Origin of the sequence: Agrobacterium pusense (assembly GCF_013285525.1) — a bacterium.
Lineage (GTDB): Bacteria > Pseudomonadota > Alphaproteobacteria > Rhizobiales > Rhizobiaceae > Agrobacterium > Agrobacterium pusense.
In genome coordinates this window covers 2,321,505-2,337,802 of record NZ_CP053856.1, presented here as the reverse complement: position 1 = coordinate 2,337,802, position 16,298 = coordinate 2,321,505, and the positions used below count along the sequence as shown (strand labels likewise).

16 protein-coding genes are annotated in these 16,298 nt (G+C 59.7%); 8 read left to right on the top strand and 8 right to left on the bottom strand.

Annotated features, from left to right (window positions below; translation table 11 throughout):
* Positions 1 to 102: 102 nt before the first annotated feature.
* From rpsP to ffh, 3 genes are read right to left on the bottom strand one after another with little or no spacing between them, the layout of a single operon-like run.
* The gene (gene rpsP, locus HQN82_RS11435; protein WP_004443943.1) at positions 103 to 480 is read right to left on the bottom strand and encodes a 30S ribosomal protein S16; all 378 of its coding nucleotides are present in this window, start codon (positions 478 to 480) and stop codon (positions 103 to 105) included.
* Positions 481 to 513: 33 nt separating this feature from the next.
* Positions 514 to 831, bottom strand: coding sequence for a chorismate mutase (locus HQN82_RS11430; RefSeq protein WP_003505091.1), 318 nt, complete (start codon positions 829 to 831; stop codon positions 514 to 516).
* An 11-nt stretch (positions 832 to 842) separates the two neighbouring features.
* Positions 843 to 2,414 carry a signal recognition particle protein gene (ffh, locus tag HQN82_RS11425; protein WP_004443941.1) on the bottom strand — a complete coding sequence of 524 codons (1,572 nt, stop codon included), beginning with the start codon at positions 2,412 to 2,414 and terminating at the stop codon, positions 843 to 845.
* Positions 2,415 to 2,739: 325 nt separating this feature from the next.
* On the opposite strand from ffh, the gene HQN82_RS11420 reads away from it, so the two are divergent.
* From HQN82_RS11420 to HQN82_RS11390, 7 genes are all read left to right on the top strand, one after another.
* Positions 2,740 to 3,810, top strand: coding sequence for an MBL fold metallo-hydrolase (locus HQN82_RS11420; RefSeq protein ID WP_112765642.1), 1,071 nt, complete (start codon positions 2,740 to 2,742; stop codon positions 3,808 to 3,810).
* Between the two features lie 109 nt (positions 3,811 to 3,919).
* Entirely contained in the window at positions 3,920 to 4,819 is a 900-nt protein-coding gene (dapF, locus tag HQN82_RS11415) for a diaminopimelate epimerase (protein ID WP_112765700.1), read from the top strand.
* On the top strand, positions 4,816 to 6,090 hold the full coding sequence (gene mtaB / locus HQN82_RS11410; protein WP_045533386.1) for a tRNA (N(6)-L-threonylcarbamoyladenosine(37)-C(2))-methylthiotransferase MtaB: 1,275 nt from the start codon (positions 4,816 to 4,818) through the stop codon (positions 6,088 to 6,090). Before dapF ends, mtaB begins: the two co-directional genes overlap by 4 nt.
* A gap of 32 nt (positions 6,091 to 6,122) precedes the next feature.
* Complete coding sequence (ftsY, locus tag HQN82_RS11405) at positions 6,123 to 7,559, top strand: signal recognition particle-docking protein FtsY (protein WP_112765640.1); 1,437 nt, start codon at positions 6,123 to 6,125, stop codon at positions 7,557 to 7,559.
* A 2-nt stretch (positions 7,560 to 7,561) separates the two neighbouring features.
* Positions 7,562 to 8,212, top strand: a complete 651-nt coding sequence (locus tag HQN82_RS11400) for a septation protein A (RefSeq protein WP_112765639.1) — start codon at positions 7,562 to 7,564, stop codon at positions 8,210 to 8,212.
* Positions 8,209 to 8,805 (top strand): DUF2585 domain-containing protein, encoded by a 597-nt coding sequence (locus tag HQN82_RS11395; RefSeq protein WP_035207953.1) that lies wholly within the window; start codon positions 8,209 to 8,211, stop codon positions 8,803 to 8,805. The genes HQN82_RS11400 and HQN82_RS11395 overlap by 4 nt, the downstream gene beginning before the upstream one ends.
* A gap of 122 nt (positions 8,806 to 8,927) precedes the next feature.
* Positions 8,928 to 10,109, top strand: a complete 1,182-nt coding sequence (locus HQN82_RS11390; protein ID WP_034500065.1) for a GGDEF domain-containing protein — start codon at positions 8,928 to 8,930, stop codon at positions 10,107 to 10,109.
* Positions 10,110 to 10,123: 14 nt separating this feature from the next.
* Here the strand turns inward: HQN82_RS11390 and HQN82_RS11385 are convergent, their stop codons facing one another.
* The 5 genes from HQN82_RS11385 to ccmA form a co-directional block, all read right to left on the bottom strand.
* Positions 10,124 to 10,729, bottom strand: coding sequence for a DsbE family thiol:disulfide interchange protein (locus HQN82_RS11385; protein WP_022556965.1), 606 nt, complete (start codon positions 10,727 to 10,729; stop codon positions 10,124 to 10,126).
* Positions 10,726 to 10,899 carry a heme exporter protein CcmD gene (ccmD, locus tag HQN82_RS11380; protein WP_004443917.1) on the bottom strand — a complete coding sequence of 58 codons (174 nt, stop codon included), beginning with the start codon at positions 10,897 to 10,899 and terminating at the stop codon, positions 10,726 to 10,728. The genes HQN82_RS11385 and ccmD overlap by 4 nt, the downstream gene beginning before the upstream one ends.
* Before the next feature lie 3 nt (positions 10,900 to 10,902).
* Positions 10,903 to 11,664: a heme ABC transporter permease gene (locus HQN82_RS11375; protein ID WP_006698262.1), complete on the bottom strand. Its 762-nt coding sequence runs from the start codon at positions 11,662 to 11,664 to the stop codon at positions 10,903 to 10,905.
* A gap of 74 nt (positions 11,665 to 11,738) precedes the next feature.
* Positions 11,739 to 12,398, bottom strand: a complete 660-nt coding sequence (ccmB, locus tag HQN82_RS11370; RefSeq protein WP_004443913.1) for a heme exporter protein CcmB — start codon at positions 12,396 to 12,398, stop codon at positions 11,739 to 11,741.
* Positions 12,399 to 12,600: 202 nt separating this feature from the next.
* Positions 12,601 to 13,242 (bottom strand): heme ABC exporter ATP-binding protein CcmA, encoded by a 642-nt coding sequence (gene ccmA, locus HQN82_RS11365; protein ID WP_006698261.1) that lies wholly within the window; start codon positions 13,240 to 13,242, stop codon positions 12,601 to 12,603.
* A 269-nt stretch (positions 13,243 to 13,511) separates the two neighbouring features.
* Here ccmA and acnA point away from each other — a divergent pair, with 269 nt between their 5' ends.
* Positions 13,512 to 16,205, top strand: coding sequence for an aconitate hydratase AcnA (gene acnA, locus HQN82_RS11360; RefSeq protein ID WP_022556961.1), 2,694 nt, complete (start codon positions 13,512 to 13,514; stop codon positions 16,203 to 16,205).
* Positions 16,206 to 16,298: the final 93 nt, after the last annotated feature.

The following is a 16,298-nucleotide window of genomic DNA, read 5'->3' as shown; positions in this document are numbered from 1 at the left end:
GTATTGGTTGCGTCAGCTTTAAGGTCTGTTGACGCCAAAATAAACAAAAAACGGGCGGCGTGGAAATCCACGCCACCCGTTCCTCAAAAGTTTCCGTGCAGATTATTCTGCAGCAGAGGCTTCCGCAGCGGCAGCGGCTGCATCTTCAGCCTTCTGCTTCTTTTCAGCAACGCGTTCCAGAGCGCGCTTGCCCGGCTTTGCCTTTTCCGGGTTGCTGCGAGCGGCGCGCTCGGCAAGGCCGGCTTCTGCGAGGAAGCGCAGAACGCGGTCGGTCGGCTGTGCGCCCTTGGCGATCCATTCCTTGATGAGGTCAGCCTTCAGCTCAACGCGCTGCGGGTTGTCCTTGGCAAGCATCGGGTTCCAGGAACCGACCTTCTCGAGGAAGCGGCCGTCGCGGGGCGAACGGGCGTCAGCAACAACGATCTGGTAATACGGGCGCTTCTTGGAACCACCGCGTGCGAGACGAATTTTCAGTGCCATGTCATTTACTCCTTAGGATGGCTTGTCCGCCTTTCAGGCGGTCTTTTCTGTGCCGCCATGTTCGGCGGCGATTGCTTCATGATGCCGGATGACTTCCTTGATGATGAAGTTCAGGAACTTCTCGGCGAAATCCGGGTCCAGATTGGCGTCCTTTGCCAGGTGGCGAAGGCGTTCGATCTGGTATTCCTCGCGCGCCGGGTCTGCCGGCGGCAAATTGTATTTTGCCTTCAGCACGCCCACCGCCTTGGTACAGCGGAAACGTTCGGCAAGAATGTGAACCAGTGCGGCATCGATGTTGTCGATCGACTGGCGGTATTCGGAAAGCTGGGCTTTCACCTCTGTATTGTTCATTGGCGTCCCCCTCACTTCTTTTTCGGAAAGCCGGGAAGGCCCGGCATGCCGCCAAGACCCGGCAGCTTTGTGCCTCCGAGGCCCGGCAATCCGCCCGGCAGACCGCCAAGGCCGGGCATTCCACCCGGCTTGCCGAGGCCGGCGGCTTCCGCCTGCTTCTGGAGCGCTTCAAGCTGCTTCGGATCGATGTTGGACAAATCAGGCATGCCGCCGCCCATCATGCCACCGAGACCCATCTTGCCGGCAAGGCCGCCCATCATCTGCTTCATGATGCCGCCTTTGCCCTTGCCGCCCATGGCTTTCATCATGTCGGCCATGCCGCGATGCATCTTCAGAAGCTTGTTGATTTCGGCGGCATCGGTGCCGGAACCGGCAGCGATGCGCTTCTTGCGGCTGTGTTTCAGAATATCCGGATTGGCGCGCTCCGCCTTGGTCATGGAGGAGATGATGGCAATCTGGCGATCGAACATCTTGTCGTTCATGCCGGCTGAAGCCATCTTGTCCTTCATACCGGCCATGCCGGGCATCAGCCCCATGATGCCGCCCATGCCGCCCATCTTTTTCATCTGGGCAAGCTGGTCGGCCAGATCGTTGAGGTCGAACTTGCCCTTGGCCATCTTCTCGGCCATGGCGCGGGCTTTTTCCGCATCGATGTTTTCGGCGGCCTTTTCGACCAGCGAGACGATGTCGCCCATGCCGAGAATACGGTCGGCGATACGGCGCGGGTGGAACTCGTCGAGTTCGTTCATGCGCTCGCCGATACCGATCAGCTTGATCGGCTTGCCGGTGACGGCGCGCATGGAGAGGGCCGCACCGCCGCGGCCGTCGCCGTCCATACGGGTGAGAACGAGGCCGGTGATGCCGACACGTTCATCGAAATTGCGCGCCAGATTGACGGCGTCCTGACCGGTCAGAGAATCCGCGACCAGCAGGATTTCATGCGGATTGGACTTCTTCTTGATGTCTGCCATTTCCAGCATCAAGGGTTCGTCGATATGGGTACGGCCGGCGGTATCGAGAATGACGACGTCGTGGCCGCCGAGCTTTGCGGCCTGCACGGCACGTGCGGCAATATCCGTCGGCGACTGGCCGGCAATGATCGGCAGCGTGTCGACGCCGGTCTGGACGCCGAGCTGGCGAAGCTGCTCCTGTGCGGCCGGACGACGCGTGTCGAGAGATGCCATCAGCACCTTCTTCTTGTCGCGGTCGGTCAGGCGCTTGGCGATCTTGCCGGTGGTTGTGGTTTTACCCGAGCCCTGCAGACCTACCATCATGATGACGACGGGGGCGGCCGCATGAAGGTCGATCGAGACGCCTTCGGTGCCGAGCATTTCGACAAGCTCGTCATGGACGATCTTGACGACCATCTGGCCGGGCTTGATGGATTTCAGAACGGCCGCGCCGACGGCCTTTTCACGCACTCTGTCGGTGAAGGAACGTACGACTTCCAAGGCCACATCCGCTTCCAGCAGCGCACGGCGAACCTCGCGCAGGGCGGCGGCAACATCGGCTTCCGTCAGCGCGCCACGGCCGGTCAGTCCATTTAGAATGGAACCAAGGCGGTCCTGGAGGTTTTCAAACATCGTTTCTTCCTTCTTCGTTCCGGGTTTCCGAAACGTCGGTGCTTTCGCTGGCAAAAACAAGACGCAAAGCCAAAAAGCACCCGAGGGCGCATCGCGCTGTCGGGTGTTGACCTCCGGGATCTCTTTATACCTTTTCGGGTCCCGGTCGGCGGCTTGGAGTCGTGAAACTGCCAGCTGATGGGCGGGATAAACAGGAAAGTGCCGGAAAAGTCAAGGCAGCGTTGGTTTCCGCCCGACAAAGCCTGCATTTCATCTTTGCGTGATCGGTCGTCGGCCGCCAGAGGCGGTGCTTGAACGGCGCCATTCTGCTCCCTATACATTTGTCATGAACCGTCGAAAATTTTTCCGTTTTTCCGCTGTTGGCCTGCTCGCTCTGGCGGGCGGCGGCCTTTATGCTCGCCGTTCAAGCGCCAGCGCTTATTATAGCGGCCCTATCTCCGATCATTTCGACGGGATACGCTTTTTCAATCCCGGTGGTACGCCGCCCAGCAACTTCATGGGTCTGCTGAAATGGCGCTTCAACGGTGAACGCGCCAAGTGGCCGCAAAGCTATGCGAGCCCGTTTCCGTTTGCGAAACCGGACAGCCGGGTCGAGGGTAAAGACATGCGTGTCACCTTCATCGGCCATGCTTCCTTTCTTATCCAGACAGCGGGCCTGAATATTCTCGTCGATCCCGTGTGGTCTGAGCGCACCAGCCCCTTCAGCTTCGCCGGGCCCAAGCGCGTCAACCCGCCCGGTATCCGTTTTGAGGATCTGCCGCCCATCGATCTCGTGCTGGTAACGCATAATCACTACGATCATCTGGATATGGAGACGCTGAAGCGCCTGCATGTGGCGCACAAGCCGCTTTTCATCACGCCGCTCGGCAATGATGCCATCATCCGTACCGGCGTTCAGGCGGCGCGCATCGAGGTGGGCGACTGGGGTGGTGTGATTGATGCCGGTGCGGCGAAAATTCACTTCGAGCCGTGCCATCATTGGTCGGCGCGTGGTCTGAACGACCGGCGCATGGCACTCTGGGCGGCGTTCGTCATCGAAACGCCGGGTGGGAAAATCTACCATATTGGCGATACCGGCTTTCACGAGGGCCTCAACTATCACGCCGCGCGCAAGAAGCATGGTGAGTTCCGCCTCGCCAACCTGCCCTTTGGCGCTTATGAGCCGCGCTGGTTCATGAAGGGCCAACACCAGAACCCGGCGGAAGCCGTGGAAGGCATGAAGCTTTGCGGTGCGGCGCATGTCTGCGGCCACCATTGGGGTACGGTACAGCTCACCGATGAGGCGGTGGATGCGCCGCTTGTGGCCCTCAAGGCAGCGCTGACCGAACACGGGGTGGAGGAGAGCCGTTTCCGGCCGATGCGCCCCGGAGAGGTTTTCGACGTGCCTTCCGCCTGACAGCCGCCCCGTTTGCGACGCAACAGTCTGGTAATTTGCCGGTGTTTCCGCCATATAGGGCGAAAGCACGGGAAAATCCCGTATGAAAAGCGGTTTCAGGTTTAAAGCGATGGCGGACACGGTCGAATTTGCGAAGATGAGCGGACTTGGCAACAAGATTCTCGTTATCGACATGCGCGGCCGAAAGGATATGGTCACGCCAGAGGCCGCAATTGCCCTCAATGCCGATCCTGCCACCCAGTTCGACCAGATCATGGCCATCCACGATCCGCGTATCGCGGGAACCGATGCCTATATTGACATCCTCAACTGCGATGGCACCAAGGCGCAGGCCTGCGGCAACGGCACGCGTTGCGTGGTGCAGGCGCTGTCGTCCGAAACCGGCAAGACCAGCTTCACCTTCCAGACGGTCGCCGGTATCCTGAATGCCGTCGAGCATGAAGACGGCATGATATCGGTCGATATGGGGCTCCCGCGTTTCCGCTGGAGCGACATTCCGCTTTCGGAAGAGTTCCACGATACCAGCCGCATCGAGTTGCAGATCGGGCCGATCGACGCGCCGATCCTGCATTCGCCCGCTGTGATGTCGATGGGCAACCCGCACGCCGTATTCTGGGTTGATCGTGATCCGATGGAGTTCGATCTCGAACGCTTTGGCCCGTTGCTCGAAAACCATCCGGTGTTTCCGGAAAAGGCCAATATCACGCTGGCGCAGGTGATTTCAGACAGCGCGCTTCGCACCCGCACCTGGGAGCGCGGCGCCGGGCTAACGCTTGCCTGCGGTTCGGCCGCCTGTGCTTCAGCTGTTTCCGCTGCCCGCACCGGCCGCACCGGCCGCAAGGTCAGCATCGATGTCGCCTCAAGCCCGATCCGCGTGCCGCTGACCATCGACTGGCGTGGAGATAACCACGTCATCATGACCGGACCGGCCGAATGGGAATGGTCGGGCTCCGTCGATCCCATTACCGGCTTGTGGGCGCGGGATGCGGTCGAGCGGGGGGCTGTATGAGCGGGGTCGAGGTCATAACCTTCGGCTGTCGTCTCAACACCTATGAATCGGAAGTGATGCGGGCGGAGGCCGAAAAGGCCGGGCTTAACAATGCTGTGCTGGTCAATACCTGCGCGGTGACCGGGGAAGCGGTGCGACAGGCTCGCCAGGCGATCCGCCGCGCCCGGCGCGACAACCCACATGCGCGCATCATCGTGACGGGCTGTGCCGCCCAGACCGAGAAGCAGACCTTTGCCGAGATGCCCGAGGTAGACGCGGTATTGGGCAATGAGGAAAAGCTGAAAAGCGCCTCTTATCGCGCGCTGCCGGATTTTGGCGTTTCGGCGGAAGAAAAACTGCGCGTCAACGATATCATGAGCATCAAGGCGACTGCGCCGCAGATGGTCAAGCACATAGACGGGCATGTGCGCGCCTTCATTCAGGTGCAGAACGGCTGCGATCATCGCTGCACCTTCTGCATCATACCTTATGGCCGTGGCAATTCGCGCTCCGTGCCGATGGGTGCGGTGGTGGATCAGGCCCGCAGGCTGACGGAGAGCGGTTATTGCGAGATCGTGCTGACCGGCGTGGATGCGACCAGTTACGGCGCCGATCTGCCGGGTGAGCCTTCTCTTGGTTATCTTGCCAAGACATTGCTGAAGCAGGTGCCCGACATTCTGCGCCTGCGCCTTTCTTCCATCGACAGTATCGAGGCCGACCACCATCTGATGGATCTGATTGCCGGTGAGCCGCGTTTCATGCCGCATCTGCACCTGTCACTCCAGCATGGCGACGACATGATTTTGAAACGCATGAAACGCCGCCATTCACGTGCCGATGCCATCCGCTTCTGTCACGAGGTGCGGGCCCTCAGGCCCGATGTGGCCTTCGGCGCGGATATGATCGCCGGTTTTCCGACCGAGACTGAAGAGATGTTCGAGAACGCGGCGACGCTTGCGGAAGAATGCGGCATTTCCAACCTGCATGTCTTTCCCTACAGCCCGCGTGCCGGCACGCCCGCCGCACGCATGCCGCAGCTGGACCGAGCGCTTGTGAAGGAGCGGGCGGCGAGGCTTCGCGTGCGGGGGGAGTCGCTTAAGGTGGCGCATCTGCAAGGAATGGTTGGTTCGGTGCAGACCATTCTTGTTGAAAACAACGGTTTTGCCCATACGGACAATTTCACGCTGGTGGCGGCACCTGATCTTGCCCCGCGCACCCTTGCGCGGGTTGCGATTACCGGCCACAACGGCAAACATCTGAATATGAGGCTTCTGGCGGCAGATGCGGCCTGAGGCAGCGCAAGAAAAGAGACACGGGAACAACCATGGCCCTCGGCTTCATCAAAAAAGTCTTTTCGTTCGGCAAGGACAAGGCCGAAACGGAAGAGCGGCCACAAGAGAATGCTGCGCTTGAGCGCGGCAATGAAAACGCCTCTTTCGAAGCGGCGCTGAACGACGCCGAAGCGCATGATGCTGTCGACAGGGACCCTGTTTCCGAACTGGAGATGGAGACGGCCGGCGGCCCGGCCCCCGACGAGGCGGAAGATCTAGATTCCTCCGGCGAAAATGAAGACGAGGACGCGCCGCTTCTCCCCGGTGCCGAGCTTTCCGGCGATATGGGCCTGGTGCCACTGTCACTGCTACAGGCGGAAGCCGCTGCTGAGGAGCAGGTCGAGCCGACTCCGGACACTGCCGACGTCGTGCTGGATGCCGATGCGATGGATGCGCTGCTCGACGAGGCGGAAGCCGCTACCGCGCCTGAACCCATTGCGGTTCCACCAGCTCTGCCGAAGGGCTTTTCGTCCGCGAGTGAGCGGCAGGAGCCTGCGCTTGCCGCACCTGAGGTGAAACTGACATGGTTCCAGCGCCTGCGAAACGGGCTTGCCCGCACGTCTTCGCAGCTAACCACACAGATTTCGGCGCTTTTCACCAAACGCAAGCTGGATGAAGATACGCTCGACGAGCTGGAAGATCTTCTCATCCAGTCCGATCTTGGTGTCGAGACCGCCATGCGCATCACCGGCGCGTTGTCATCCGAACGCTACGGTAAGGATGTGAGCGGTGAAGATGTGGCGCGCATTATGGCTGGTGAAATCACCAAGGTGCTGAAGCCTGTTGCCAGACCTTTGGAACTCGATCTCTCGCACAAGCCGCATGTCATTCTCGTGGTCGGCGTCAACGGTACGGGCAAGACGACGACCATCGGCAAGCTCGCCGCCAAGCTTTCTGGCTCGGGCCTCAAGGTGATGCTGGCGGCCGGCGATACTTTCCGCGCGGCAGCGATCGAGCAGTTGAAGATATGGGCCGACCGCACCGGCTCGGACTTCATCGGCACCAAGCTTGGGGCAGATGCCTCGGGTCTCGCTTACGACGCCTATGAGCAGGCTCGGGCGCAAAAAAGCGATGTGCTCATCATCGACACCGCCGGCCGTTTGCAGAACAAGACGGAACTGATGGCGGAACTGGAAAAGATCGTGCGCGTGCTCGGCAAGCTCGATCCGGATGCGCCGCACACCGTGTTGCAGACTCTGGACGCAACGACGGGCCAGAACGCCATGAACCAGGTGGAAATATTCCGCAATGTTGCGGGCGTTTCGGGCCTGATTATGACAAAATTGGATGGCACGGCGCGGGGCGGTATCCTCGTCGCCATCGCTGCAAAACACAAGCTGCCGGTCTATTTCATCGGCGTGGGTGAAGGTGTTGACGATCTGGAGCCCTTCGAGGCGGAAGATTTCGCCAAAGCCATTGCGGGAGTTTGAGTATGGATATTGAAAGCAATTCCAAGGAAAGCGAAAAGATGGTGGCGGAAGTCAGCCCGCTCCTGAAATTCGTGCTTGAGCTTGGCCCGCTCGTCGTTTTCTTTTTCGCCAATTCCCGCGGCGAATGGCTTGCCACCACTTTTCCGGTTCTAACAGAGTTCGGTGGCCCGATCTTCATCGCCACCGGCCTGTTCATGATCGCGACGGCGATTGCGCTCTCCGTTTCCTGGGTGCTGACGCGCAAGCTGCCGATCATGCCGCTGATTTCAGGCATCGTGGTCTTCGTGTTCGGCGCTCTGACGTTGTGGTTGCAGAACGACACTTTCATCAAGATGAAGCCGACCATCGTCAACACGCTGTTTGGCGTCATTCTGCTGGGCGGCCTGTTCTTCGGGCAGTCGCTGCTCGGTTACGTCTTCAATTCCGCCTTCAAGCTTACGGATGAGGGCTGGCGCAAGCTGACGCTGCGCTGGGGTATCTTTTTCCTCTTTCTGGCGGTGCTGAACGAGGTTGTCTGGCGCATGTTCTCCACAGACACCTGGGTGGCCTTCAAGGTCTGGGGCACCATGCCGATCACCATCATCTTCACCATGGCGCAGATGCCGCTTGTGATGCGCCATTCTGTCGAGCCGCTTGGCAAGGACGAAAAATGACAGTTGCGGAGATGCCGGCTTCCCGTTCGCGTTCGCTTAAATGGTTCGGCGTGGCCGCCGGGCTGCTTCTCCTGCAGATCATCATTCTCTACGCCATGGGCCGCATTCCGATTTGTGAATGCGGTTATGTGAAGCTGTTCGAGCCTGGCGTGAATACACCGGGCAACTCCCAGCACATCGCTGACTGGTACACCCCGTCACATATCATCCACGGCTTCCTGTTCTACTGGTTTGCGTGGCTGCTGTTCCGCAACAAGCCGCTTTCCATGCGGCTTTCCCTTGCGGTGCTGGTAGAGGCCGCGTGGGAAATTCTTGAAAACTCGCCCATCATCATCGATCGCTACCGAACCGCGACGATGGCGCTGGGGTACACGGGCGACAGTATCCTGAACTCGGCGATGGACACGGTTTTCATGGCGTTGGGTTTCTTCTTCGCCGGCCGTGCGCCGGTGTGGCTAACCGTGGTGGCCGCCATCTTCTTCGAGATATTCACCGGCTGGCTGATCCGCGACAACCTGACGCTCAACGTCGTCATGCTTGTCTGGCCTGTTGAAGCCATAAAGGAATGGCAGAACGCGCTCCCGCAAATGTGAACGGTGTTCGCCGACATTGCAGTCCGAACGGCCCTGGAATCGCGCGATATATGCAGGCTTTCTTAAGGGCATTGCGGTAACATCCGGGTTCAAAGGCTCGTCTCTCCCTCCGGCAGAACCCATTGCAAGACAATTTCGCCTATCTTCTTCCCTTTATCATGCTGACATTCGGCGTGGTGTTTCTGTTCCTGCAGAGGACCGGGCAGGCTTCCGCCCGCTACTGGGGTATCGGATATCTTTCGGCGGCCTTTGCTTTTGCAACACCGCTGGTGCTTGGCGGGCTGCCTTTTGAAGTTCAGGCGATCCTTTCGAATCTGTTGTTCTTTTCCGCCTTCTTCCTCTATGGCCACGCGTTGCTCACCCATTTCGGGCGGCCGCTCTATACCAAAGCGCGGCTGTCGATCGTCGTGGTTGCGGTGTTGCTGGTCTCTTTCCATGTTTTCATCACCCCCGATCTGAAACGCGAACTCGTCATCGGCGATCTCGTTTGCGCCCTTTTGCTCGCGATCCCGGTCTGGCTCGTGCGAAAGCGCCCGGCTGCGCTTGCCGACAGGCTGATGGTGGGAATTGCCTGTCTCGTGGTGGTGGAGACGCTGGTGCGCATCGGCTTGCTGCTGGTGATGACGCCGGGAGGCTCGATGATCGAGCTCAGCGAGTTCTTCGAGTCGGATTATGCTTTCTACATGCAGCTTGCTGCGAGTATTTTTGGCTTCCTGCTCGCGCTTTCGGTGCTCGCGAGCCAGATTTCCGTCACCGTGGACCGGCATCAGCACGCGGCGGAGCATGACCCCCTGACGGACGTGCTGAACCGCCGTGGCTTCGACCGGCGTGTGCCCGACTTTCGCAATGATACGCCTGATGGCGCGGTGATTGCCTGCGACATAGACCATTTCAAGCGTATCAATGATGTCTACGGCCATGCGGCGGGAGATATCGTCCTCATCGGCCTTTCCGATCTTCTCACAAAAAATGCACCCGAGGATGCGCTGGTAGCGCGTTTCGGCGGCGAGGAATTCGTGGTGTTCCTGCCCGGTCAGACGGCTGCTGCGGCCAGCCAGCTTGCCAATGGCATGCGGACAGGCCTGTCGTCACTGGATTGGCGCAACCGGGGTGTGACCAGTCAGATCACGGCGAGCTTCGGTGTTTCGGCGGTCGCGAGGGGCGATCATTCCATTCACGACGCCATCAAGCGTGCTGATGACAGTCTTTATGCCGCAAAACGCGGCGGTCGCGATCAGGTGGTGCTGGAAGGCATGCGTCTGCCGGCGGAAGGCCCGCCTCTGAGGGTCGTTAACAAGGCGTGATGCCTTACGAGCGGTTATTTCCCGGCTGCGGCCGCAATGGCCGGTCGCAGGTCGCGCTCGACGCTGCGGGCATCGAAGGGGCCGACCTTTTTGTAAAGGATCGTGCCGTCCGCGCCGACCAGGTAACTTTCGGGAATGCCATACACACCCCAGTCAATCGCCGCCTTGCCGCTGGGATCGATACCTATGGCAGCAAAGGGGTTGCCGAGCTCGCCGAGGAAGCGCAGGGCATTGTCCGGCTTGTCCTTGTAATTGATGCCGACGACAGTGATGCGGTCGTCTTTCGCCAGTTCCTGCAACAGCGGATGTTCCTGCCGGCAGGGAATGCACCAGGAAGCGAAGACATTGACCAGCGTCAGCTTGCCCTTGATGGCGGCATCCGTCAGTGCCGGCAGGTTCGAACCTTCCAGCGGCGGCAGCGACAGGGTCGGCGCCCTGGTGCCGATCAGCGCTGACGGTATGGCGCTGACATCCAGTCCGTTGACATCCTGATCATATAGCATCTTGCCGGCAACGAGGGCAAAGCCGCCGAACAGCAGCAAGGGAAGAAGCGCCAGCGCGTAACGTGCGCGGCCAGACGACCTGGATTTTGATGTGTCATTCTGGTTAGTCTGCGTCATTTGCCGTCACCAGCGGAACCGGCTCTTGCCCTGCGGCGCACGCCGGATGCTTCGAGTTCCTTCAGTTCCCGCTTGCGTGCCTGGCCGTCAACGACGACCCAGGCGATGAGACAGAGAACGACAAGGCCGGTCGCCGCATAGGACATGCCGATATAAAAGGCGTGTGTCATCCCTCAACCCTCCCGGTTCGCCATGCGAGCGGCAAGCCGGCGTTGCGCGGCCACGCGGCGGCGCCAGATTTCATTGCGCATGGCGGCGATATGCAGGGTGAAGAACAGCAACGTGAAACCGATCGCCATGGTCAGAAGCGGCCAGAGAAACTCCGCGTCGATGGCGGAGCCGCCCATCCGGATGACGCTTGCCGGCTGGTGCAACGTATTCCACCACTCGACCGAAAACTTGATGATCGGAATATTCACGAACCCGACGAGGATCAGCACCGCGCTGACGCGGGCGGCTCTGGATGGATCGTCCATGGCGCGGTTGAGTGCGATGAGCCCGAGATACATCAGGAAAAGCACGAAAACGGAGGTCAACCGCGCATCCCACACCCACCAGGTTCCCCACATGGGTTTGCCCCAGAGCGAACCGGTGATAAGTGCGATGAGCGTGAAGGCTGCACCGATGGGGGCTGCGGCCTTATGGCTGACATCGGCTAGCGGATGGCGCCAGACGAGGGTGCCGATAGCGGATATTGCCATGACCGAATAACACATCATGGCCAGCCAGGCGGACGGAACGTGCACATACATGATGCGCACCGTGTAACCCTGCTGGTAATCTCCTTCCGAGGTGAAGGACATGTAGAGGCCGGCCGCCAGCACCAGCGCGGTCAAACCGGCGAGCCATGGCAGGATGCGTGCCGCCAGCGCCAGAAACCGCGTGGGATTGGCGAGATCGCTGAACTTGGTGATGGAGAAAGTCTGCTCGTTCATGCCGTTTGTGTAACCCGAGAATGGCCGCCCCGCAATTGATCCCTGTCAACAGGGTATCGTGCGTTGCGGTTTCCTCAATCCATAACATTGCGCAGTGCCAAAGCGGCGAAGAAAGGGCCGGTCACGGCTGAAAATAACGTGATCGCGCAGAGAATGAGAAAGGGTGGCAGGAAAGGCGCCGGGTCCTGCACTGCCGCGTAGGAAGCGCTGACACCGAAGATCAGCACCGGAATGGCGAGCGGCAGGACGAGGATGGAGACCAGAAGGCCGCCGCGTGGCAGGGCAACGGCAACCGCCGCCCCTACCGCGCCGATGAAGGTGATGGCGGGAGAGCCGACGAGAAGGGTGAGCATCACCGCGCCGATTGCCACCTCGTCCATGTTCATGAACAGGCCGAGAAGGGGCGATGCCAGCACCAGGGGCAGGCCCGTTGATACCCAGTGCGCCAGGCATTTGACGAAGACGGTCAGCACCAGCGGCGTTTCCTGCATCAGGATGAGATCGAGGGAGCCGTCGTCGCGTTCGGCCTGGAACAACCGGTCGAGGCCGAGAAGGGCGGACAGAAGTGCGCCGATCCAGACAATGGCCGGGCCGATACGAGCAAGCAGGTTGAGATCGGGTCCAACGCCGAAAGGGATGACGGCAACCACTGTCATGAAGAACAGGACGCCGATCAGCGCGCCGCCGCCGGCGCGGATGGAGAGCTTGAGATCGCGGAGGAAGAGAGCGGTCATTGGGGCGACCTCGGTGGGTGTAGTTTACCCCCCTCTGTCCTGCCGGACATCTCCACCTCAAGGGGGGAGATCGACTCGCGGTTAGGTCTCGTCCAACTCAATGCTCGAGAATCGAGTGGCTGTAGCCCCTCTTGCCGATCTCCCCCCTTGAGGGGGAGATGCCCGGCAGGGCAGAGGGGGGTAAGCCGCGTGCACATCGCCATCACGCCCAAGCCTCCACGCCCGCGAACCCGGTCATTTGTAACTCCTGCGCCTTCTCCAGCCCCAAAGGCTGATGGGTTGCCGCCAGCACGATCCCGCCTTTTGCAAGATGACCTTTCACAAGGTCGGTAAACATGTCGTCTGCCGCCCTGTCGAGCGCCGCAGTCGGTTCATCGAGAATCCATACCGGCCGCCATGCGACAAGGAGCTTTGCCATCGCGAAGCGGCGCTGTTGACCGGCGGACAGGTAACCGAAAGGCAGGTGGGTAATGCCGGCAAGGCCGACACTCTCGGCCGCTTCGTCAATCGCTACGCCCGCCGCGCCATGAAAGTCTCCAAGGAAATCCTTCCAGAAGCGCAGGTTCTCGGAAACTGTCAGTTCCGTCTTCATCGCATTGCGATGGCCGAGATAATGGCACGCTTCCGAAGGGCGCATCTCGGCTTCTATTCCTTCGCCGGCTATCTTCACTTGCCCCCGCTCGGGTCGCAACAGACCGGCCACCGTGCGCAGCAGCGTCGATTTTCCCGAGCCGTTACGCCCGGTCAGCACCAGCGCCTCACCGTCGCTTAACTTGAAGGAAATGTTCATGAATATGAAATCTTCGCCGCGTCGCACGCCAAGATTTTCCGCCGTCAGATGCATGCTGCGGTTCCGATTAAAATTTGCCGTTCGATCATAAAAAAATCGATTAGCGTCGTGGAATGGTCTGGCACGTTTGTCTGAAATTATCTATATGGGTGTCAACACGCCAGCGGCCGGCGTGAACATCATCTTGCGCCGGACTTGACGATTGCGAGGAGCAATTTTCACGTGCGGACAGCGGAAATGGTCGTACCCGCATCCTGATGTGCATGAGTGCATAGGTGTCCGCACGAACGTGTTGGCTATCAGTGTAAGCGGGGTTTTTATCCATGCCCAAATCACTCGACAGTTTCAAATGTCGTTCCGTTCTTACCGTCGATGGTAAGGACTATGTCTATTTCAGCCTGCCCAAGGCTGAAGCCAATGGCCTGAAGGGCGTTTCCAAGCTGCCCTATTCCATGAAGGTCCTGCTCGAAAACCTCCTGCGTTTCGAGGACGGCCAGTCCGTTACCAAGGAACACATTCTGGCGGTTTCCGAATGGCTCAACAACAAGGGCCTCACCGAAAACGAAATCGCCTACCGCCCCGCCCGCGTTCTCATGCAGGACTTTACCGGCGTTCCTGCCGTGGTCGATCTTGCTGCGATGCGTGATGGTATCAAAGCGCTGGGTGGCGATCCCGAAAAGATCAATCCGCTGGTTCCTGTCGATCTCGTCATCGACCACTCCGTTATCGTTGACGAATTCGGTACGCCGAACGCTTTTGCCCGCAACGTCGAACTTGAATATGAGCGCAATGGCGAGCGTTACCGCTTCCTCAAGTGGGGCCAGCAGGCATTCAAGAACTTCCGCGTTGTTCCCCCCGGCACGGGTATCTGTCACCAGGTCAACCTGGAATATCTCGGCCAGACCGTCTGGACCAAGGAAGAGGACGGCGAGACCATCGCTTATCCGGATACCTGCGTCGGCACGGATAGCCACACGACCATGATCAACGGCCTCGGCGTTCTCGGCTGGGGCGTCGGCGGTATCGAGGCTGAAGCGGCCATGCTTGGCCAGCCGGTTTCCATGCTTCTGCCTGAGGTCATCGGCTTCAAGCTGACTGGCAAGGTGAAGGAGGGCGTCACCGCGACTGACCTCGTTCTGACCGTCGTGCAGATGCTGCGCAAGAAGGGCGTCGTTTCCAAGTTCGTCGAATTCTTCGGCCCCGGCCTTGATTCAATGTCTTTGGCCGACCGGGCGACCATCGGCAATATGGGCCCGGAATATGGCGCGACCTGCGGCTTCTTCCCGGTTGACAGCGAAACCATCAATTATCTGACGATGTCCGGCCGTGCAAAGGATCGTATTGCCCTCGTGGAAGCCTACTCCAAGGCCCAGGACATGTGGCGCACCGGCGACGGTTCCGATCTTGTCTTTACCGACACGCTCGAACTCGACCTCGGCGACGTCGTACCGTCCATGGCCGGCCCGAAGCGTCCGGAAGGCCGCCTGCCGCTCGAAACCATCGCGCCCAATTTCGCGACTGCTCTCGAAAACGACTACAAGAAGCCCGGCCAGCTTTCGAGCCGCTACGCGGTTGAAGGCGAGGACTTCGATCTTGGTCACGGCGATGTGGCAATTGCCGCCATCACCTCCTGCACCAACACGTCCAACCCCTCCGTCCTCATCGCTGCCGGCCTTCTCGCCCGTAACGCTGTCGCCAAGGGGCTGACCTCCAAGCCATGGGTGAAGACGTCGCTTGCACCTGGATCACAGGTGGTTGCCGAATATCTCGACAAGTCGGGCCTTCAAAAGGATCTCGATGCGATCGGTTTCAACCTCGTTGGCTTCGGCTGCACGACCTGCATCGGCAACTCCGGCCCGCTGCCGGCGCCGATCTCCAAGACGATCAACGACAAGGGCCTGATTGCCGCCGGCGTTCTCTCCGGTAACCGCAACTTCGAAGGCCGTATCTCGCCTGACGTGCAGGCGAACTATCTGGCCTCTCCGCCCCTCGTCGTCGCTTACGCTCTTGCCGGTACGGTCCAGAAGGACCTGACCAAGGAGCCGATCGGCAATGATAAGGACGGCAACCCGGTCTATCTCAAGGATATCTGGCCGACCTCGAAGGAAATTCAGGAGTTCATCCTGAAATACGTCACGCGCGAGCTTTACGAGACGAAGTACGCCGACGTCTTCAAGGGTGATGCCAACTGGCAGGCCGTTCAGGTGCCGCCGGGTCAGACCTATGCCTGGGACGACAACTCGACCTATGTCCAGAACCCACCCTACTTCGTGGGCATGGGCAAGACGGGCTCGGGTCTCAAGAACATCAAGGGCGCGCGCGTTCTCGGTCTCTTCGGCGACAAGATCACCACCGACCATATTTCTCCGGCCGGTTCGATCAAGGCGGCATCGCCTGCCGGTGCTTATCTCACCGAGCATGGTGTCGGCGTTGCCGACTTCAACCAGTACGGCACACGTCGTGGCAACCACGAAGTGATGATGCGCGGCACCTTCGCCAACATCCGCATCCGCAACCACATGCTCGGCCCGAACGGCAAGGAAGGTGGCTACACCATTCACTATCCGTCCAAGGAAGAGATGTCGATCTATGACGCGGCCATGAAGTACAAGGCTGAGGGCGTTCCGCTCGTCATCTTTGCAGGTGTCGAATATGGCAACGGCTCATCCCGTGACTGGGCGGCCAAGGGTACCAACCTGCTCGGCGTCAAGGCGGTTATCGCGCAGTCCTTTGAGCGTATTCACCGTTCGAACCTGGTCGGCATGGGCGTCGTCCCCTTCGTCTTTGAAGAGGGAACGTCCTGGGCGAGCCTCGACCTCAAAGGCGATGAAATCGTTGAGATCGACGGTCTCGAAGGCGAGATCAAGCCGCGTGAAAAGAAGATCGCCAAGATCACTTACAGCGACGGCACGGTGAAGGAAGTTCCGCTTCTTTGCCGTATCGATACGCTTGATGAAGTGATCTACATGAACAATGGCGGTATTCTGCAGACCGTTCTGCGCGATCTGGCTGCGTAAAGCTTCGACAATCGAAGGCGCCGGGAGGAATCCCGGCGTCTTTCCGTTTCAAGTCGCTTGTTTTGTGATTGTCGCTCACCCCTTCGTGACTTT